The following is a 19,653-nucleotide window of genomic DNA, read 5'->3' as shown; positions in this document are numbered from 1 at the left end:
CTGCCACCAGCCAGAAAGCCCCGAGTCGACACGGCCGGGGCTTTCGGGCTGGTGTAGCCATCCACTCCGTCGGTAGTAGCACCGAATCACTCCAGTCCGGAAACCACATACCTGGCAACCCGCGCAGCCGTTTGCCGTTCGACCCGCAGGGCCTCGAACGCCGAGCGGGCGTCCTCGATAGCGTCCTCGTCGGCCTCGAACGCCACCCCCGGATAGTCGACCCCGGAAAGAACGAGCGGGTAGGCGGGCGCGGGGGCAACCCCCTCGGGACCGGGCAGGGACTCGGCCGAGAAGACGCGGTCGACCTTCGCCAGCGTGGCCTCGCCGCGGAGCATCTCGTCGAGCAGGCCGACGACCCGGCGGACCAGTTGGCGACAGAACCCACCAGCCCGAAGTCGGACGACCAGCGAGTCGCCGTCTCGCTCGACACGGCCGTCCAGTTCCCGCACCGTCCCCTCGGCGTCGGTCGTGAGGTTGTGGTAGTCGTGGCGGCCACAGAGGGCCGCGAGCGCCTCGGCAGCAAGGCCGTCGTCGGCCCCGGGTGCGTGGAGGAAGTAGGTGTAGCGGCGCTCGCTGGCGTCGTGGGTCGCGTGGAAGTCGTCGGGAACGTCGGCGCTGGCCCAGACGCGGACGGCAGCGGGCAGTTCGCTGGTGAAGGCCGCGGGCGTGAGCCAGTCGGGGGCGTCGAAGGCGACGGTCTGTGCGACCGCCGAGACGCCGGCGTCGGTGCGGCCGGCCGCAGCGTAGCCGTCGGGAACGGCGTCGCGCTCGCAGACGCCCAGTCGGGCCAGGCCCGAGAGGAGGGCCCCCTCGACGGTCGGGACGTCGGGCTGGCGCTGGAAGCCGCTATATGGCCGGCCGTCGTAGGCGACCCGGTAGGCACGCATGCACCGGGGTTTGGCGGCCTTGCACTTGTGGGCCTCGGCTTTGTGTCCGTCCGGCGCCGCCCTGCTGGTGTGTCCCGTCCGCGGACGAGTGGGGCGGTTCTCACGCGGCGAGGACAGCGGCGGGGTTTACCAGGGTCCGGCCCGTAGCTGGCAACAGAATGGAAGCATCCGGCGAGGACACGCGACAGTTCCCGCGCCCGCCACAGGAGTTCACCGACGGCGAGGGCCGGACGGTGACCATGGAGGCGTACGACGGCGACGCCGAACCGCTGGTGGCGATGTACACCGATTTCGACGCCAACTCCCGCTCGCAGGGCGTCCCGCCGCGGAAGGAACCCGCCATCCGCGAGTGGGTGCAAGAGCTGCTAGCTGAGGGGCTCAACGTCGTGGTCCACCACGACGACCGGCCGGTCGGCCACGCCGTCCTGGTTCCGGTCGAGGACGGGAGCGCCGAGTTGGCCATCTTCGTCCACCCAGAGTACCAGTCGGCGGGCATCGGCACCCGGCTCATCGAGGTGTTGCTGGGCCACGGCCAGGCGGAGGGTCTCGACCACGTCTGGCTGGCCGTCTCACAGCGCAACCACGTCGCGATGCGGGTCTACCGGGCGGTCGGCTTCGAGACCCGGCTGCGCGAGCACGTCGAAATCGAGATGGAACGCGATCTATAGGAAGTCCTCGAAGGTCGGCCGGTCGCGGTCGCCCGGGAACTCGGCGACTGGGACGCTCACCTGCTCGCCGTCGTCCATCTCTTTTAGCGTCACCTCGTCGTTCTCCAGGTCGCGCTCGCCGACGATGACGACCGTCTCGGCGTCGACGTTGTCGGCGTAGCCCATCTGTGCGCCAAAGGAGCGGTCTGCGATGTCGGTCTCGACGACGTGGCCCTTCTCGCGCAAGTCGCGGGCGATGCGGGCCGCCGTCGGCCGCGTGTCGCCCACCTGCAGGACGTAGTAGTCCGTTTCGAGCCCCTCTCCGGGCCAGACGCCGGCCCGTTCACAGAGCAACTGCAGCGTGGCGTGCCCCGGCGCGAAACCCACGGCGGGGGTCGGCTGGCCGCCAAAGCCCTCGATGAGGTCGTCGTAGCGCCCGCCGCCAAAGACCGACCGGGACACCTCGCCCGTCGCGTCGAAACACTCGAAGACGACGCCCGTGTAGTAGTCGAGCCCGCGGGCGGTCGACAGCGAGAGGGTGAGCCGGTCACGGACCCCGAAGTCGTCGGCGGCCGCGAGCACCGCGCGGAGGTTCTCGGTCGCCGCGGCCACGTCCTCGGAGCGGTCGGCGAGCGCGTCGAGGTCGTCCTCGCCGGTCTCAAGCAGGGCGTCGAACTGCTCGGCGTCCTCGTAGGAAAGCCCCGCCTGGTACAGCGAGTCGAGGTACTCGTCGCGGTCGACCTTCGCGCGCTTGTCGACGGCGCGGATGGCCGCGCGGGTGTTCACGTCGGCGTCGAACGATTCGAGCAGCCCCGAGAGGATGTCCCGGTGGGAGACCCGAATCTCGAAGTCCTCGTCGTCGAGGCCGAGCCCGGTGAGCATGTCGACGGCGACGGCCAGAATCTCGGCGTCGGCGTCGGGTTCGCTGGAGCCGAAGATGTCGACGTTGGTCTGGTAGAACTCCCGGAACCGGCCCTGCTGGACCTGCTCGTAGCGCCAGAACGGCCGCGTCGACACCCATTTGATGGGTTTCTGGAGCTCCTGCTGTTTGGCGACGACCATCCGCGCGACCGTCGGCGTGAGTTCCGGGGTCAGCGCCACCTCGCGGCCGCCCTTGTCCTCGAAGCTGTACAGCTCCTCGACTATCTCCTCGCCGCTCTTGTCCGTGTACATACGCGTCGGCTCCAGCGCCGGCGTCCCTATCTCACGGAAGCCGTAGCGCCGCGCCGTCTCCTCGATGGTGTCTATCGCCCAGCGCCGCGCGCCCATCTCCTCGGGGTAGAAGTCGCGAAATCCCTTGACGGAGTCGTACATACCTCCGCGTACACTGAGGGCGCGCTTGAAACTGTTCGTTCGCGTCCCGGGCGGTCGGCCGCCGCTGTCGGCTTCCAGCCGCCCCGCTCCTGTCACTCCGCATATATATACTGCCCGGTCGGCATGAAAAGAGTTACACCGTCCTGCCACAGGAGTCCGGACAGTGACGTCGACCGATGACAGCGAGTTCGTCCCGGTGAACCGGTCCGTCGCCAGCGTCCAGAAGCTGGCGTCGGTAGCGCTCTGTCTCGTCGCGGTCGGGTTGAGCGCCTACGCGGCTCTGAACGAGGTCTGGTCGTTCAGTGCCCTGTTCCTCCTCGGCCTGGCGCTGGCCGTCCAGTCGTACAGAGCCGTCGATGACCCGACACCTGGGCTGTGAAATCGGCGCCAGCCCGTCGCGACGACGAGATACCCCCGCTACCGGCGGCCGCGCACCCGAGACTGGACGTGGTCCGGGAAGACGTCGTCGACGGCAGTCTCGCCGTACTCGTCGGCGAGCAGCGCGCGTAGCTCCACCTCGTAGTCGGCCTTGGGAATCGCCTCGCTCGGCCCGGTCTCGACGACCAGTCGGTCGGCGACCATGTCGTCGATGGCGCCGCGACCGATACCCGCGAGCGGGGCCAGATAGTCCACGTCGAAGCGGTCCTCGACGCTCTGGGCCAGCGGGCGGTCGACGGTGGGCACGCGGTCGTCGCGGCGGGTGCCGTCGGCGACGGTGTCGAAGTCAGTCACGTGGGCCACTCGCTCGACGGCGTGTTCGTGGACCCGCTGGATGCCGTTACGGGGGTAGCCGTCCTCGTGCATCCGGTCGACCGCCTCGCGGGCCACGTCGGGGTCCAGGTCGACCGTCTCGTGGGGGAAGCCGAGCGCGGCGGCGGCCTCGCGGGCGGGTTCGGGGTCGACGACGCCGAAGCTGGCGGTGACGAGCGTCACGTCGTAGAACTCCTCCAGCAGGAGCGCCGCCAGTGTGGAGTCTTTCCCGGCGCTGTACAGCAGGGCCGCGCGCATCTACCGGCGCTTGATGTCGAAGCTCTTCGAGTCGGGTGTCAGCTCCGAGAGGAGCTGTTTCATCTGCTCCTCGTCGATGGTGTCACCGACGCGGCCGCTGCGGGCCAGCGCGACTATCTGCTGTTCGACCTGCTCGCCCACGTCGGGTTTGGACATCTTGACGGTGTTGAGCCGCTTGCGGGCGCCGTCGGTCAGGTGCTGACGGAGGATGGCCTTCTTCTGGGCCTCGGCCTGCTCCTGGGCGGCCTGCTGGGCCTCGGCGTCGCCCTCGCCCTGTTGCTCCTTGAGCTGTTCCATCTTCTGCTTGCGGAGCTCTTCGAGTTCCTCCTCGCTGGGGTCGCCACTCATAGATACGAGAAGGTACCGCGTTCGGTCGGAAAACGATTTCGGAGAGGCTTACGCGTAGCGTTCGAGTTCGGGGTTGTCGAGCGACTCCATGACCTCGCCGGCGGTGTCGTCGAGCAGGCTGCGGCCCTCGCCGGTGACGCGGCGGCCGTCGGCCTCGCTGGTCTCGACGTAGCCCGCGTCCTCGAGTTGCTGGAGCACGGTGCGGATGATAGAGCCCGACCCCTCAGCCTTCTGGTGCGGGCGGACGCGGTAGCGGGTCGTCCCCTGCTTCGCGGTGCCGTACTCGGTGCGGAGCTTGTTGACGCCGACGGGGCCGTCGACGGCGACCTTCCGGAGCAGGCTGGCGGCGCGTCGCTCCCAGAAGTCGGGCTGCTCGGGCGGGAGTTCGCGGTCGACGCCGGTCTTCGCCACGGCGGCCCACTCGGGGGCCTCGATGTCGTCTTCGTCCTCGAACGTCTCGGTGAGGGCCTCGATGAGGTCCTCCGCAGGCACGTCGTAGAGTGTCGTCATTGGCCCTTGGTTCCCGTCGGCGTCATTTAAGCGCATCGTTGTCCGGTCCGGGACGTGAACGGTCGACACGGCCGGAGGAGGCGCCGGGTCGGCGCTCCGGGCCGCCGGGTCCACTCACAGCACCGCAGTCCTACCGCGTGGCCTCGGAGTCGCTCCCCCTAGTCGTTCGCACTCGTAGCCGCGTGGTCGGCACCGAGCGCGCTGGCGACACCGGCGCCCAGGAGCAGCGGGAGCAGATACGTCGCCCCGCGGTGGATGAGCACCGCCGACGCCGCCACGGCCGCCGGGACGGCAGTGGTCGAGACCAGCAGCGTCACCAGCACGGCCTCGATGGCACCGGAGCCGCCGGGCAGCGGGGCGAGACTGGCGATACTGCCGATGGGGACCACCAGCAGGGGGACGGAGACGGGGACCACGTAGCCCACGGCGTACAGCGAGAGCCACAGCGAACCGGCCAGACAGGCCCAGCCGAGCCCCGAGAAACCGAGCGTCTGCAACAGCGTCCGCCGATCGGTGGCGATGCGGTCGATGGCGGCGAAGAAGCTCTCGATTCGGGCCCGGATGCTTTCGGCCGTCGGCGGCGACCACCTCGGCACCGTCTTCCCGAGCCAGCGGATGACCGGCGTGAGCAGGCGGACGACGGTCTCCTCCAGTTCGTAGCGGTAGCGCCAGCCGAGGAAGGCCGCGACCGGGAGCCCGACCGCCAGCGCCGCGATGGCCACCGCGGCGAAGACGAGGTTCCGCCCGAGCTGGACGGCCCCCGCCGTGACGAACGTGAACCCGGCGATGGCGAAGCCGACCGAAGGGACGAAGTGGGCCGTGTCGACGCTCGCGATAGCCGCCAGCCCCGTCTCGTACTCCGTGTCGGCCGCCGAGGAGATGAGCAGCGCCGAGAGCGGTTCGCCGCCGGCCTGTCCGAAGGGCGTGACGTTGTTCGAGAAGACGGCGCCAGCGTAGACGAGCACCGCCATGTGGGTCCGGACCGGGCTCCCCAGCGCCCGCAGGACCGACCACAGCGCCAGCCCCCAGGTCGTGAGCCAGAGCCCCGCGACGACGACCACGAGGACGAGCGCGACCGGGTCCGCCGTCAGCAAGGCCGTGATGGTCCGGTCGACGCCGACGACCCACACGAGCACGCCGAGCACGGCGAGCGCGCCCAGAAAGCCCGCTATCGTCGCCGCGCGATTGCCGTCCATATCGTGTCGGTGGGCCGTCTCGGGTTTGAACGTACCGACCAGTCGACTGAGGCTGTGCGTGAAGGCTGTGGGGACGGCAGTTGGGACAGCCAGAACGCTCCTGTCTCCGCGACGAGCACACGACATCCACGGCCGTTTTTACCGACGAAAGCTAGGACCGCGTATGGACGAACAGACCGCCCTCGGACTTATCGGCGACCGGTTGCCGGCCGCCGGCGACGACTGCGCGGTCGTCGACGGGCAGGTCATCACGACGGACATGCTCCACGAGCGGACGGACTTCCCCGAGGGGACGACCCGTTACACCGCCGGCTGGCGGGCCGTCGGCGCGTCGCTGTCGGACGTGGCCGCGATGGGAGCCGAGGCCACGGCGGCGGTCGCGGTGTACGCCGCCCCGGCGTTCGACGCGACGGAACTGGCGGCCTTCCTCGACGGCGCGACGGCGGTCTGTGACGCGGTCGGCGCCGAGTACGTCGGCGGCGACCTGGACGGACACGACGAGTTCACCGTCGCCACGACGGCGCTGGGCGAGACGGACGCCCCCGTCCGGCGCTCCGGGGCCGACCCCGGGGACGCGCTCTGTGTCACCGGTACGCTTGGCCGGACGGGAGCGGCGATGCGGCTGTTCGAGCGAGGCGACGTCGATGGGGCAAACGAGCTGTTCCGGTTCACGCCGCGGGTGGCCGCGGGGCGGGCGCTGGCCCCCCACGCCTCGGCGATGCTCGACTCCAGCGACGGGCTGGCGCGGTCGGTCCACCAACTCGTCGAGGCCAGCGACTGCGGCACAGCCCTGACGGAGCCGTTACCCATCGACGAACGGGTCGACGAGGTGGCGACGGACGAGACGGACCGGCGCGAGCTTGGGGTCTTCTTCGGCGAGGACTTCGAACTGGTGTGTACGGTGCCCGAGACCGAGCTAGCGGCGGCGCGGGCGGCGACGCCCTGCCCGTTGCATCGGGTCGGGACTGTCACCGAGTCGGGCGTCACGCTGGACGGGACGGTGCTGCCCGACCGGGGCTACTCACACTGAGACGGGCCGCCGTAGCGAGAGGGCGGGACGGTCCGGCTACGCTACGACAGTCCGTACGTTACCGGCGCTGGGCGGCGAGCGTCAGCGCCACCTGTTCGACGGCTCTGGTCGCGGCGCCTTCGCGCTCCTCGTGGGTCAACCCCGCTGGCGGGTCATCAGGCGGCGGGTCGTCGGCCGCGGCGTCGGCGTCGGAGGGCATGTATTGTCAGGACAGTGGCGCCACAGATAGGTATAAACGGCCGATAGTTCAGTTCTGTTTACACGATTCGCGTGATTTCAGTCGCGATGGGCGTGAACCCCGATTATCGACCGTTGAGTAAAAGCGGCTTATACCGTTCTCTCTCGGCGGTTTCGACCGGTCAGGCGGCGACTATCTCGAACGGAATCGGCGTGAAACAGGCCAGCCCGAGGGCGAACGTGACGCCGCCCAGTATCGCTCGCCGCCGGTCCAGCGGTTCGTCGACGGTCGGACGCGCGGGGCCGGCGTAAGCCATCCCCGCCGCGAGCAGTCCCCAGAACACCCACAGTGTCCAGACGCCGAAGCCGACGGGCGGGGCGTCCTGAGTGAAATAGAGGAAGCCGGCCAGCGCGAACAGGCCGCCGGGGACGGCGGCGGCGACGGTCTCCTGGCGGTGGCCGACGATGGAGCGGACGATGTGACCCCCGTCGAGTTGGCCGACCGGCAGGAGGTTCAGGAACGTGAAGAACATCCCCGCCCAGCCGGCGAAGACGACGGGGTGGACCGCCTCCGTGGGCCCGACCGACGTCCCGATTCCCAGCGTCGTGACGAACCCCTCGATGGCCTGCATGAGCAGTGGGTCGTGGAAGTTGATGGCGTACTCGGCCCCGCCCGAGCGGACGCGCTCGGGCACCGCTATCGGGTCGAGCGTGAAGCCGACGACGGTGACGACGACCGTCGCGACCAGCCCCGCGAGCGGCCCCGCGACGCCGATATCGAACAGCGCCTTGCGGGAGGGGATGCGACCGCGGATGTTGATGACGGCCCCCATCGTCCCCAGCAGCGACGGGAAGGGGATGAAGTAGGGCAGCGTCACGTCGACGCCGTGGTAGCGGGCGGCGGCGTAGTGGCCCAGTTCGTGGATGCCCAGCACGCCCAGCATCGCGACGACGAAGGGCCAGGCCTCGAAGATGCGCAGCGGCTCGTCCGTGACGGGAATGTAGTACCAGCTACTCGCGCCGACGAACAGCGTCGACCCGATGGTCGCGACCAGCAAGACGACGTTGAGCCACGGAATCCCGCCGTCGTCTTTTGGTTCGGCCACCAGCGCGTACTGCTCGGTCTGTGGCACGCCGAGCCCGTCACTGGCCGGCCGGGCGTGGGAGTTCGGGCCCGACTGGCCGGGCGGCGCCGGCTGTCGTTCGAGCGACAGCGAGTACCCCGACTGGGAGAACTGCGGTCGGAGCGTCTCGACGACGGCGTCGGGTCGGACCAGCGGCTCGCCGAAGTACCGGACGGCGCCGTCGGTCCGGTCGACGGCTGCCACGCGAAAGACGCCTGCGAGTTCGTCGGGGGACGGCGCGTCGTCGCCGTGACCACTCATCGACTACGGGTAGACGGCGAGGACATTAATACTCGGTGTTCCCGCGAACCGGAGAGAGAGGAGGGGGACCAGGGTGTGACCGGCACTACGCGGGTTCGATACGCCAGGTGGTCGCGCTCGTGTACGACCACTTCTCGACGTGTATCTCCGTCGCGCTGTCCTTGAGTTTGACCATCAGCGCACCGATTTCCTTCGGGGAGAGCCCGACTTCGTCTGCGATGAACTTGCTCTTGAAGTACATCTCACCGTCGGCCGCCTTCTCGGCCAGGAACGACTTGAGTCGCTGTTCTTTCGAGGGCTCTTCCTCACCGGAGGGCTGCGTAGTTGCGCTCATCTGTGTCACCTCACTTCTCCAGTGGTCCGGCAGTAGTATATAAAGGAAGGAAGGTTCGCGTCGCTTTGGGGACTTTCAGGCCAAATCATGCTAAATAGTACTTTTTATAACGCTTTCTGAAGCCCCGAGACATTTCATACGCACCTCTGAAGCCGTCGTTTGGGTTCGGGGGAGACCACCGTATCGGGGCCGTGAAACGGCGAACGGTGCCGGTTCCAGCGCCGTTTAGCAGCATATATTACCCCATCTTCGTCAGACGCTGTCCGTCCGGGCTTGACAACTCTTAAGCGCCTTTCGCGGTTACGCCGGGCCAATGAAAGTCGTCGTCTCCGTCGGCGGGAGCGTGCTGGCCCCCGACCTCGAACCGGACCGGGTTGCAGACTACGCGGCCGCGGTGCAATCGCTCGACGAATCGGGCCACACCCTGGGCGCGGTCGTCGGTGGCGGCCCCACGGCCCGCGAGTACATCACGACCGCCCGCGAACTGGGCGCCAACGAGATCGAACTCGACCAGCTTGGCATCGCCGTCACCCGACTGAACGGCCGGCTGCTCATCGCGGCGCTGGACGACCGTGCCGCGCCCACACCGGCCGAGGACTACGAGACCGGCCGCGAGGCCATCCGCCGCGGTGACATCCCCGTGCTGGGCGGCGTCGTCGCCGCCCAGACCACCGACGCCGTCGCCGCCGCCTTCGCCGAGTACGTCGGCGCGGACCTGCTGGTGTACGCGACCTCCGTCCCCGGCGTCTACGACGCCGACCCGAACACCGACGCCGACGCGACCCGGTTCGACCAGCTGACAGCCGGCGAACTGGTCGACGTCATCGCCGACATCGAGATGGACGCCGGCTCCAGCGCGCCGGTGGACCTGCTGGCCGCCAAAGTGATAGAGCGGTCGGGCATCCGAACCATCGTGCTGGACGGCACCGACCCCCAGCGCGTCGTCGACGCGGTCGAATCGGGGACGTTCGACGGCACGGAAATCCTCCCGGAGGCGTAGATGGCCGAGGACCCCTACGAGGTCGGCCGCGGCAGCGAGCGGGCGTTCTGGGCCGACTCGGTCGCCGACGCCGTCGAGGCCCGCGACCCCGACGAGCCCATCGTCGTCAAGGGCGGCGTCTCTCCCTCCGGCGTGCCCCACATCGGCCACTTCAACGAGATTATGCGTGGCTACTACGTCGCCGAGGCGCTGCGCGAACGGGGCCACGAGGTCCGTCAGGTGTTCACCGCCGACGACAAGGACCGCCTGCGGGCGGTGCCCCGACAGCTCGCGGACCTCGACTGGAACATCGTGGGGCTGGGAGAGGTCGACGCCGGCGCGCTCGGGCGCAACCTCGGGAAGCCCTACACGGACATCCCGGACCCCTTCGACTGCGACTGTGGCTCCTACGGCGCCCACTTCACGAACCTGCTGAGAAAGAGCGCCGAGCTCGTCGGCGTCGACGTCGAGTTCGTCTCCAACACCGAGCTGTACGAAGCCGGCGAGTTCGAGGCCGTCACCCGGCGCGTGCTGGAGCGGGCCGATCGCGCCCGCCAGGTGCTGGCCGACTACCAGAACAAGGTCGACGACGACTACGTTCCCTTCCTGCCCCAGTGTGCGGCGTGTGGCAAGCTCACGGAAGGCGTCACCGAGGTCGACCTGGCGGCCGGCGAGGTCCACTACGTCTGTGCGGACGTGGAGGCGGGCGACCAGACCATCGAGGGCTGCGGGCACGACGGCGTCGCCACCCTCCGCGAGGGGAAACTGCCCTGGCGCTTCGAGTGGCCCGGCCAGTGGGAGATTCTCGGGGTGGACTTCGAGCCGTTCGGGAAGGACCACGCGGAGGGCTCCTGGCCCTCCGGGGAGGACATCGCCGAGAACGTGCTGGACATCCAGCCGCCGGTACCGATGGTGTACGAGTGGTTCACGCTGGAGGGCGAACCCCTCTCCTCGTCGTCGGGCAACGTCGTCACCGTCGACGAAGTACTTTCGATTCTCGAACCCGAAGTCCTGCGGTACTTCTTCGTGAAGAACCCGCGCAAGCAGCGCGATTTCTCCGTCGAGCACATCGACCAGTTGGTCGAGGAGTTCGACCGGTTCGAGGCCGTCTACTTCGGCGACGTGGAGCCCCGCGACGAGGCCGAGCGCGAACTCGCCGAGCGGGCCTATCCGATGGTCGTCGACGAGGTGCGCGAGCAGCGCGTGCGCATCCCCTACACCTTCGCCGCCGTCCTGGGGATGACCGAGGACCCGGAACTGCGAGAGCAGATAGCTCGCAAGGAGGGCCACATCCCCGAAGACGCCCCCGAATGGGCCGTCGACGCGGCCCTCGCCCGCGTCGAGCGCGCCCAGCGCTGGGCGCGTCGCACCGGCAACGAGTTCGACTACGAACTCAAACGCGCCGAGCTACCCGACGTGGACTTTGCCCCCGAGATGGAAGCGGCGCTCGACGAACTGGCCGACTTCGTCGCCGAGGGCCACGACGGCGATGAGATTCAGAGCGAAATCTACGAGACGGCAAAGCGACACGACATCGAGATTTCGGAGTTCTTCGCCGCCGGCTACCGCCTGCTGTTCGACGACACCGAGGGTCCACAGCTGGGCCCGTTCATGGGCAAGCTCGACCGGGAGTTCGTCGTGCAGCGGCTCAGCCGCGAGGCGTGAGTCTGTCGCGGGACGACGCAACTGACACGTGTCCCTAAGTACGTGGGAACCGTTCTCACGTACATGTCCGACGAACCGAGGGACGGCACTGACCGGTCCCCCACGACGGCGTCGACGTTTCGGCTCGGCCGACTGCTCTACGGCGGTATCCTCGCGATGATGGCCGTCGACGGGTTGCAAAACGCCGATGAGCGCGCAGCCTACGCCGAAGCGAAGGGCGTCCCGATGCCCGAGGTGTCGAACAAGGCCGCCCACGGCCTGTTGCTGTTTGGCGGCGCCGGCGTCGCGCTGTGGAAACTGCCGCGACTGGCCGCCCTCGCCGTCGCGAGCTTCTTCGTCGGCGTGACCCCGATGATGCACGACTTCTGGGCCGCCGACGAGGACGAGAAACAGCAGGAGCAGATTAACTTCCTGAAAAACGCCGCGCTGCTCGGGACGGCGCTGGCGCTGTTCGGTGTCGCCAGTCGGGAGTAGCTGAAGCCGTACCAAACGCAGCGGACTCCAGTGAGTTGCGGAGATACGATACGTTGCTGTTAGCATACGGCGGCTCCGCCGCCGTTTCACCGGAATCGAACGCAGTGAGATTCCGGCCTTTTTCATCGACGTTTTTTCAAGCGGGGGTTCCCGCAGGGCCAGAGGCCCGAGGAAACCCCCCGCAGAAAAAAGGTCGAAGGGAAGCGCTCTTCCCTCACTGGCACTTTAGGTCGGGCAATGGTAGGTACGCTGACGTGGGTTCTCGCGGGGGTCGCCGCGTACACGCTGGCGGCGATGGCGCTCGAGTCCCGCGGCCTGTTACCGGAGTACGTAAACATCAGCGGCCCGCTCGCGACGGTTCACACGCAGCGAGGGAAGCAGATACTGACGCGGTTGGCCCGGCCCAAGCGCTTCTGGCGGGCCTGGGGGAACCTGGGAGTCGGTGCCGGCCTCGTCGTGATGGTCGGCTCGTTCCTGCTGGTCGTTTTCAGCGCCTACGAGGCGGTGGTCAACCCGCAGCCGTCGGCGCTGAACGAACCCCGCAACGCGCTGGCGATACCGGGCGTCAACGACTTCTTGCCCCTGTCGGTCGCGCCCGAGATTCTCCTGGGACTGGCCCTCGCGCTCGTCGTCCACGAGGGCGGTCACGGGCTGTTCTGCCGGGTCGAGGACATCGACATCGAGTCGATGGGGCTGGCGCTCCTGGCGGTCGTCCCCATCGGGGCGTTCGTCGAGCCCGACGAGTCGGAGCTGCTGCGCTCCAATCGCGGGGCACAGGTCCGGATGTACGCGGCCGGTGTGACCAACAACTTCGCGCTCGCCTTCATCGCGCTGTTGCTCCTGTTCGGGCCGATAGCGGGCTCTATCGCCGTCGTCGACGGCTACCACGTCGGCGGCACCGTCGAGTCGACGCCCGCGGCCCAGGCCGGCATCGAGTCGGGTGACGTGATAACGGGTATCAACGGCCAGGAGGTGCAACGGCCCGCCGACCTCGAATCGACGCTCGCGGCGACCGACGAGACGCGCGTGACGGTGAACTTCCGGGAGAAGGAGTCGGTGACGGTCCAGCGCTCGGCGGTCGTCAGCAGCGCCATCCAGAGCGCGCCCCTAGAGAGCGGGGAGACCGTCGCCAGCGTCAACGGGACCGAGGTCTCGACGACCGAGCAGTTCGTCGACGCCGCGCGGGCCAACCCGGTCGCGGATATTCGGACGGCTGAGGGCCGCACGGTTCAGATGCCGACCGGGAGCTACGCGCTGGTCAGCGCCGAGGGCGCCCTCGCCGGGGCCGGCGCACCCGCCGAGACCGGTGTCGTCATCACGCAGATAGACGGCGAGCGGACGGTGAACACGGCCGCGCTGCGTGCCGTACTCGACAACCGCTCGGCCGGCGAGACGGTCACCGTCACCGCCTACGTCGACGGTGACCGGCGGACCTACAACGTCACCGCCGGCGACGACGGCGAGGGCGGCGCGTTGCTGGGCATCCTCCCCCAGGCGGGCGTCTCCGGTATCGAGGTCAGCGACTTCGGCCTCGACCAGTACCCCGCGGCGGCGTTCCTGAACGGTATCGGCGGGGACGGCGGTGGCGGGGCCGACACCGGCTTCTTCCGCCAGATTTACTTCGCGTTCATCCTCCCCGTCATCGGTGAGGCCCCGGGCGGCGGCCTCGGCTACAACTTCCCCGGCTTCACCGGCTTCTGGGCGGACTTCTACACCGTCCAGGGACCGCTCTCGCTGCTGGGTGACTCGACCGTCTTCGTGCTGGCGAACGCCCTGTTCTGGACCGGGTGGATAAACATCGTCATCGGGCAGTTCAACCTCATTCCGACGTTCCCGCTCGACGGCGGCCACATCCTCCGGGCCTCGACCGAGTCGGTCGTCTCGCGGCTCCCCGTCCCTGACCGCCGGAGCCTCACGACGGCCGTGACACTCGCCGTGACGGTGTCGATGATAGGCGGCCTCTTCGTGATGCTGTTTGGCCCGCGCTTTTTCGCGTGAGAGGGGCCCCATCGTGCCGAGTTCCGGGACGTGCCGCCCGGGACCGGCACGTCCCGGACTGATGGACAACGGCCCCGCTGGCCCGGCGTTTCGTTACCCATTTACTCCCCGCCGATGGAGGTGGGCGTATGTTCAGACAGCTCCGCTCCGAGGCCGAAGACGCGCTCCGTTCGGCGTTGACGGCGCTTTCCCTCCCGACCGACGACCTCGGTATCGAGGAGCCGCCGGAGGACGTCGACGCCGTCCTCGCGTCGAGCGCCGCCTTCCGCCTGGCCGGTGAGGTCGGCGCGCCACCGCCGAAGGTGGCCGCCGACGTCGCCGACGCCATCGACGCCGACGACCTCGACTACGTCAGCGAGGTGACCACGCAGGGGCCCTACGTCAACTTCCTGCCGAGCGAGGCCTACTTCGCCGAGACGCTGACGGAGGCCACGGACGGTGGCTACGGCCGCCTGCCCGACCGCGAGGAACGCGTCGTCGTGGAACACACCTCCGCGAACCCGACCGGCCCGGTCCACGTCGGTCGAGCGCGCAACCCCATCATCGGCGACGCCGTCGCCCGCGTGCTGGACTACGCCGGCTACGACGTCGACCGCCACTACTACGTCAACGACGCCGGCCGCCAGATAGCGGTGTTCACCTGGGCCTACGAGACGTTCGACGAGTCCGACCTCCCGGAGCCCGAGCGGGACTCACCCGAGTACGAGATGGTCCGGTACTACCGGAAGGGCAACACGTTCCTCGAAGAGGGCGACGAAAGCGAGGTCGAAGCGGCCGAGGACGAGATTCAGGCCATCCTGCAGGGGCTGGAAGACGGTGACGACGACACCTACGACCGGGTCGCCGAAGTGGTCGACACCGTGCTGGGCGGGATGCAGACGACCCTCGAACGGCTCCCCGCCGAGTTCGACGAGTTCGTCAAGGAGACGCGGTTCATGCGCAACGGCGACACCGACGCACTGGTCGACCGGCTCAAGGAACTGGACTGTGCGGTCTACGACGACGACGCCTGGCAGCTCGAACTCGACGATTTCGAGAAGAACCTCGTCTTCCTGCGCTCGGACGGCACCTCCCTCTACACGACGCGTGACCTCGCCCACCACGAGTGGAAGTTCGCCAACTACGACCGCGCGGTCACCGTGCTGGGCGAGGACCACCGCCTGCAGGCCGACCAGCTCGCCGCCGCGCTGGAACTGCTCGGGGACGACACCGACCAGCTCAGCCAGGTGTTCTACTCGTGGGTCAACCTCCCCGAGGGCGGCATGAGCACCCGCGAGGGCACCGGTATCGACTTAGACGACCTGCTGGACGAGGCCATCGCACGCGCCCGCGAGGAAGTCGAATCCAGACTGGACGACCGGACGCGGGGCGACCTCACGGACGGGGACATCGAGCGCATCGCCCACCAGGTCGGTATCGGCGCCGTCCGCTACGATATCGTCTCGAAACAGCCCACGAAGGGCATCACCTTCGAGTGGGACCGCGCGCTCGACTTCGAGGCCCAGTCGGCCCCGTACGTCCAGTACGTCCACGCGCGCTGCTGTGGCATTCTGGAGGAAGCGGGCGACGGCGAGATACCCGACGAGCCCGACTTCGACCGGCTGGGCGAACCCGAGGAGCGAGACCTCCTGCGCGTGCTCGCACGATTTCCCGCCGTCGTCGAGGAAGCGGCCGACGACCTCCAGCCCCACACCGTCGCCACGTACACCCGGACCGTCGCGGAGACGTTCAACGCCTTCTATCGGGAGTGTCCCGTCCTCGACGCGGACGAGGAGACGCGGGCGGCCCGACTCGCGCTCGTCGCCGGCACCCGCCACACCGTTGCGAACGCGCTGGACGCTATCGGCGTCGACGCCCCGACCTCGATGTAGCGCCGACGGCGGTTGCAACTGCAAGGCGACCGCTCACCTGCGGGACCGACTTACCGCCGGGAATGGCAGCCACATCCACCGGCGTCGCCGTCCTCCTCGCGGGCGGACTGGCCGCCGTCCACGCCGTCGCCGGGCGTCTCCGGTTCCTGACGTCGATACCGCGGAGCCAGTATCTCTCGCTGGCCGGCAGTGTCTCGGTCGCCTACGTCTTCGCTCACCTCCTCCCGGAGGTAACGGCCCGTCAGGCGGAACTCGCGGCGGCCGCCGAGTCACCGCTTCCCGGCGTCTTCGCCGGCGAACAGGCGCTGTTTACGGTCGCACTGGCCGGCTTCGCCGTCTTCTACGCGCTCGAACAGCTCGCCGCACGGTCGCGCCGGCGGTCGGGGCCGGGAGCTGTCGCCGGCGGGGCGACGACACCCACCTCGGAGCGAGTCTTCTGGCTCCACATCGGTTCTTTCGCGGTGTACAACGTGCTCGTCGGCTACTTCCTGTTCCACCGGGAGGCGACGGGGACGGTCGCCCTGCTGCTTTACTTCGTCGCGATGGCGCTGCACTTCGTCGTCAACGACCACGGCCTCCGCGAGCGCCACCGGGCGGCGTACAGTCGAATCGGTCGATGGGTACTCGTCGCGAGTATCGGCTGTGGCGCCCTCGTCGGCGTCCTGGTCGCCGTCTCGACCACGGTTCTGGGCCTTCTGCTCGCGTTCCTGGCGGGGGGCGTCATCCTCAACGTCATCAAAGAAGAGCTTCCCGAGGAACGCGAGAGCAGCGTCCCGGCCTTCGCCGTCGGGCTGGTCGGCTACACCGCCATCCTGCTGAGTGTCTGAACGCCGGTCAGTTGAACAGGCCGAAGACGCCGCCGGAGCTCTCCTCGTCGGCGTCGTCCTTCTCGGCGTCGGCCTCCTCGTCGAGGAACCACGCGTCGTCGACGATGGTGTCGAGGTCGGCCTCGGCGGTGTCGTCCTCGAAGAAGACGCCCTCCAGCGCGTCGGTCAGGCGCAGATAGGCGTCCGCGGCGGGGCTGTCGGGCTCGTTGCGGACCAGCGGCTCCTCGTGGGTCGCCTGCGGGTCGTCGGGGATGACGGCGAGCAGCGGGAACTCGAAGCGCTCGTTGATGTCTGCGACGTCGGTGTGGCGGGTGACGCGGGTGATGAGGCCACCGATGACGTTGCCGTCGATACGCTCGGCCAGCTGGGCGGTCTTTACGGTGTCGCCGACGGCGACTTCGTCGGGGGTCGTGACGAGGACGATGCCGTCCGCGAGTCCCAGGGGAACGGCCACTTCGTGGCTCAGGCCGGCGCCGGTGTCGATGATGACCACGTCGTAGGCGGCCCGGAGCGTCTTGATGACCGTGCGGAGCTTCGCGGGGTCGGCGTCGGCGAAGGCGTCCAGCGACTGCTCGCCGGCGATGACGGTCAGTCCGCCGGGGGCGTCCGTGAGCGCCTCGCTGACGGCCGCGTCGCCGGCCAGAATCTCGTGGACGCTCTTCTCCGGTTCGACCGCCAGCATCGAGCCCAGATTGGCCATCCCGAGGTCGGCGTCGACGACGGCGACGTCGTAGCCCAGTTCCTGCAGTCCCGCGCCGACGTTGACAGCAGTCGTGGTCTTGCCGACCCCGCCTTTGCCGCCTGCGATGGTACAAACATACCCCGCCATAATCTGTTGTCTGTTCCCAATAGTGGCAGTCATATAAACCCGGCTGTCCGTCAGTCGTCATGACAGCCGTCCAACAGCCCGAGTTCCGGCCACGTGACCCACGGCCGGGGGTCCCGCCGTACGGTAATCACCTGCGAGGGCATGCAGCGGGTGCGGGCGGTGTCGTATCGAACTCTACACCGGTCGCTCGCGTCGTCTCGGGCTCCCTACGGTCGCCGCTCGACCGTCCGGAGGCCCCCCGGGCGCCCCTGCTCGCGGGTTCACCGTTCGCCCCAGAGACACACCCCGCTCCGTCGCGCCACGGCTCGAGGGATTCTCACTGCGTTCGCACTCCCCGCTGTCAACAGGTTCTTACGCGGCCTCACCGAAACAAAGACAATGAGTGAGCAGGAAGGACAGGAGCAATCTGACAAACAGAAGTACGAGTTCAAGAAGGTCATCGAGGAACTCAAGGGGTATCAGGGCTCGGGGACCCAGCTGGTCTCTATCTACGTCCCCGAGGACAAGCTCCTCAGCGACGTCGTCGCCCACGTCACCCAGGAGCACTCGGAGGCGTCGAACATCAAGTCCAAGGACACACGCACCGCCGTCCAGGACGCCCTGACCTCCATCAAGGACCGGCTGCGCTACTACGAGACCCGTCCGCCGGAAAACGGGATGGTGCTGTTCTCGGGCGCCATCGACAGCGGCGGCGGCCGGACCGACATGGTCACCAAAGTGCTGGAGTCGCCCCCGGACCCCATCGAGTCCTTTCGCTATCACTGTGACTCCGATTTCCTCACCGAGCCCCTGGAGAACATGCTGGCCGACAAGGGGCTCTTTGGCCTCATCGTGCTCGACCGGCGAGAGGCCAACGTCGGCTGGCTCAAGGGCAAGCGCGTCGAACCCGTCAAGTCCGCCTCCTCGCTGGTGCCGGGCAAACAGCGCAAAGGTGGCCAGTCCGCCCAGCGGTTCGCCCGACTGCGGCTGGAGGCCATCGACAATTTCTACCAGGAGGTCGCCGGCATGGCCAACGACCTGATGGTCCCGGACCGCCACGAGATGGACGGCGTCCTCGTGGGCGGCCCCTCGCCGACGAAAGACGAGTTCCTCGACGGCGACTACCTCCACCACGAGCTACAGGACATGGTGCTTGGGAAGTTCGACATCGCCTACACCGACGAGTCCGGGCTGTACGACCTCGTCGACGCCGCCGACGACGTCCTCGCCGAGCACGAGATGCTCCAGGACAAGCAGGTCATGGAGGAGTTCTTCAAACAGCTCCACGACGGGGACAAGGCAACCTACGGCTTCGACCAGACCCGCCAGAACCTGAACATGGGCGCCGTCGAGGAGCTACTCATCTCGGAGGACCTCCGGAAAGACGTCGTCGCCTACACCTGCGAGAACGGCCACGACGAGTTCGAGCTCATAGAGAGCACCAAGTCGACGCCCGACCACGACTGCACGCGCTGTAGCGCCACGGTCGACGCCGACGCCGGCGAGCGGGAGGACGCCATCGACCACCTGATGGAACTGGCCGACCAGCGAGGGACCGAGACGGTCTTCATCTCGACGGACTTCGAGAAGGGCGAGCAGCTACTGACGGCCTTCGGCGGCGTCGCCGGACTGTTACGCTACTCGACTGGCGTCTAGAGCGGTAAAACGGGAATGGGGTGGGGTGGGGGGGAGTGGACAGAGTGTCGGTCCGCGAGCGGACACACGCTCCGTCAACCGCATTAGATACGAGCGGTCGTAGGGGTAAAACAACGCTGCCTAACAAATTAGGCTCGCGCGTCAGAGGAGCTGTTCGAGCTGGTGCCGACGGGCCGCGAGGTCGACGTGGGCCTCGGCGCCGTAGCTGTCGGCGAGTCGGTCCACGACGAGCAGCGGGTCGGTACCGGCCCGTTCGACCCGTTCGAGCAAGGCGGTAATCTCCGCGCGGTGCAGCGCCAGCGAGTCGAGCAAGCCGACGAGCAACATCAGCGGGACGGCTGCCTCGGCGTTCCGGGGAACGGCGTCGTCGATGGCCGTCAGGTCAGGAACTGTCTCGGGGGCGTCGTCGGTCGGCTCCATCGCCAGACAGGCGCGACAGACCGTGACAGCGGGGGCGTCGCCGGGGAGATACTCGCGTAGCTCCGTGGACACCGGCACGGCGAGCGTCTCGCCACCACAGGACTGGCAGGACATAGAGA

At 68.3% G+C, this 19,653-nt stretch carries 21 protein-coding genes; 10 read left to right on the top strand and 11 right to left on the bottom strand.

Annotation, left to right across the window (positions count from 1 at the left end; translation table 11 throughout):
• Nucleotides 1-86: 86 nt before the first annotated feature.
• Nucleotides 87-887 (bottom strand): tRNA pseudouridine(38-40) synthase TruA, encoded by an 801-nt coding sequence (gene truA / locus NDI86_RS08840; RefSeq protein ID WP_310900051.1) that lies wholly within the window; start codon nt 885-887, stop codon nt 87-89.
• Between the two features lie 158 nt (nt 888-1,045).
• Between truA and NDI86_RS08835 the strand changes: the two genes are divergently transcribed.
• The gene (locus tag NDI86_RS08835) at nt 1,046-1,555 is read left to right on the top strand and encodes a GNAT family N-acetyltransferase (protein ID WP_310900050.1); all 510 of its coding nucleotides are present in this window, start codon (nt 1,046-1,048) and stop codon (nt 1,553-1,555) included.
• Here the strand turns inward: NDI86_RS08835 and hisS are convergent.
• Complete coding sequence (gene hisS / locus NDI86_RS08830) at nt 1,550-2,848, bottom strand: histidine--tRNA ligase (RefSeq protein WP_310900049.1); 1,299 nt, start codon at nt 2,846-2,848, stop codon at nt 1,550-1,552. The genes NDI86_RS08835 and hisS overlap by 6 nt on opposite strands.
• Nucleotides 2,849-3,011: 163 nt before the next feature.
• Between hisS and NDI86_RS08825 the strand changes: the two genes are divergently transcribed.
• Nucleotides 3,012-3,227, top strand: a complete 216-nt coding sequence (locus tag NDI86_RS08825; protein ID WP_310900048.1) for a hypothetical protein — start codon at nt 3,012-3,014, stop codon at nt 3,225-3,227.
• Nucleotides 3,228-3,265: 38 nt separating this feature from the next.
• On the opposite strand, the gene NDI86_RS08820 is transcribed toward NDI86_RS08825, so the two are convergent.
• From NDI86_RS08820 to NDI86_RS08805, 4 genes are all read right to left on the bottom strand, one after another.
• Nucleotides 3,266-3,856 (bottom strand): DUF7411 family protein, encoded by a 591-nt coding sequence (locus tag NDI86_RS08820; protein WP_310900047.1) that lies wholly within the window; start codon nt 3,854-3,856, stop codon nt 3,266-3,268.
• Complete coding sequence (locus tag NDI86_RS08815) at nt 3,857-4,204, bottom strand: DNA-binding protein (RefSeq protein ID WP_310900046.1); 348 nt, start codon at nt 4,202-4,204, stop codon at nt 3,857-3,859.
• Between the two features lie 48 nt (nt 4,205-4,252).
• Nucleotides 4,253-4,714, bottom strand: coding sequence for a 30S ribosomal protein S19e (locus tag NDI86_RS08810; RefSeq protein ID WP_310900045.1), 462 nt, complete (start codon nt 4,712-4,714; stop codon nt 4,253-4,255).
• 158 nt (nt 4,715-4,872) lie between these two features.
• Nucleotides 4,873-5,910: a lysylphosphatidylglycerol synthase transmembrane domain-containing protein gene (locus NDI86_RS08805; RefSeq protein WP_310900044.1), complete on the bottom strand. Its 1,038-nt coding sequence runs from the start codon at nt 5,908-5,910 to the stop codon at nt 4,873-4,875.
• A 163-nt stretch (nt 5,911-6,073) separates the two neighbouring features.
• Between NDI86_RS08805 and thiL the strand changes: the two genes are divergently transcribed.
• The gene (gene thiL, locus NDI86_RS08800) at nt 6,074-6,940 is read left to right on the top strand and encodes a thiamine-phosphate kinase (protein ID WP_310900043.1); all 867 of its coding nucleotides are present in this window, start codon (nt 6,074-6,076) and stop codon (nt 6,938-6,940) included.
• A 58-nt stretch (nt 6,941-6,998) separates the two neighbouring features.
• On the opposite strand, the gene NDI86_RS08795 is transcribed toward thiL, so the two are convergent.
• From NDI86_RS08795 to NDI86_RS08785, 3 genes are all read right to left on the bottom strand, one after another.
• Nucleotides 6,999-7,139, bottom strand: a complete 141-nt coding sequence (locus NDI86_RS08795) for a hypothetical protein (RefSeq protein WP_310900042.1) — start codon at nt 7,137-7,139, stop codon at nt 6,999-7,001.
• A gap of 160 nt (nt 7,140-7,299) precedes the next feature.
• A complete protein-coding gene (locus tag NDI86_RS08790; protein WP_310900041.1) occupies nt 7,300-8,502 on the bottom strand; it encodes a site-2 protease family protein in 1,203 nt (400 codons plus the stop codon).
• An 85-nt stretch (nt 8,503-8,587) separates the two neighbouring features.
• Nucleotides 8,588-8,836 (bottom strand): DUF7123 family protein, encoded by a 249-nt coding sequence (locus NDI86_RS08785; RefSeq protein ID WP_310900040.1) that lies wholly within the window; start codon nt 8,834-8,836, stop codon nt 8,588-8,590.
• A 313-nt stretch (nt 8,837-9,149) separates the two neighbouring features.
• Here NDI86_RS08785 and pyrH point away from each other — a divergent pair, with 313 nt between their 5' ends.
• From pyrH to NDI86_RS08755, 6 genes are all read left to right on the top strand, one after another.
• A complete protein-coding gene (gene pyrH, locus NDI86_RS08780) occupies nt 9,150-9,836 on the top strand; it encodes a UMP kinase (protein WP_310900039.1) in 687 nt (228 codons plus the stop codon).
• Entirely contained in the window at nt 9,837-11,480 is a 1,644-nt protein-coding gene (lysS, locus tag NDI86_RS08775) for a lysine--tRNA ligase (protein WP_310900038.1), read from the top strand. It begins immediately after the preceding gene.
• Nucleotides 11,481-11,543: 63 nt separating this feature from the next.
• The gene (locus tag NDI86_RS08770; RefSeq protein WP_310900037.1) at nt 11,544-11,954 is read left to right on the top strand and encodes a DoxX family protein; all 411 of its coding nucleotides are present in this window, start codon (nt 11,544-11,546) and stop codon (nt 11,952-11,954) included.
• Between the two features lie 237 nt (nt 11,955-12,191).
• Nucleotides 12,192-13,952 carry a site-2 protease family protein gene (locus NDI86_RS08765; RefSeq protein ID WP_310900036.1) on the top strand — a complete coding sequence of 587 codons (1,761 nt, stop codon included), beginning with the start codon at nt 12,192-12,194 and terminating at the stop codon, nt 13,950-13,952.
• A 128-nt stretch (nt 13,953-14,080) separates the two neighbouring features.
• A complete protein-coding gene (argS, locus tag NDI86_RS08760) occupies nt 14,081-15,823 on the top strand; it encodes an arginine--tRNA ligase (RefSeq protein WP_310900035.1) in 1,743 nt (580 codons plus the stop codon).
• A gap of 62 nt (nt 15,824-15,885) precedes the next feature.
• Nucleotides 15,886-16,650, top strand: a complete 765-nt coding sequence (locus tag NDI86_RS08755) for a hypothetical protein (RefSeq protein WP_310900034.1) — start codon at nt 15,886-15,888, stop codon at nt 16,648-16,650.
• Nucleotides 16,651-16,657: 7 nt separating this feature from the next.
• Here the strand turns inward: NDI86_RS08755 and NDI86_RS08750 are convergent, their stop codons facing one another.
• The gene (locus NDI86_RS08750) at nt 16,658-17,479 is read right to left on the bottom strand and encodes a MinD/ParA family ATP-binding protein (protein WP_310900172.1); all 822 of its coding nucleotides are present in this window, start codon (nt 17,477-17,479) and stop codon (nt 16,658-16,660) included.
• Between the two features lie 378 nt (nt 17,480-17,857).
• Between NDI86_RS08750 and prf1 the strand changes: the two genes are divergently transcribed.
• On the top strand, nt 17,858-19,114 hold the full coding sequence (gene prf1 / locus NDI86_RS08745) for a peptide chain release factor aRF-1 (RefSeq protein ID WP_310900033.1): 1,257 nt from the start codon (nt 17,858-17,860) through the stop codon (nt 19,112-19,114).
• A gap of 141 nt (nt 19,115-19,255) precedes the next feature.
• Here the strand turns inward: prf1 and NDI86_RS08740 are convergent, their stop codons facing one another.
• Nucleotides 19,256-19,648: a DUF6276 family protein gene (locus tag NDI86_RS08740; RefSeq protein WP_310900032.1), complete on the bottom strand. Its 393-nt coding sequence runs from the start codon at nt 19,646-19,648 to the stop codon at nt 19,256-19,258.
• Between the last annotated feature and the right edge of the window lie 5 nt (nt 19,649-19,653).

This window comes from Haloarcula onubensis, from assembly GCF_031624605.1.
GTDB lineage: Archaea > Halobacteriota > Halobacteria > Halobacteriales > Haloarculaceae > Haloarcula > Haloarcula onubensis.
This window is presented reverse-complemented; position numbering and strand designations above follow the sequence as displayed.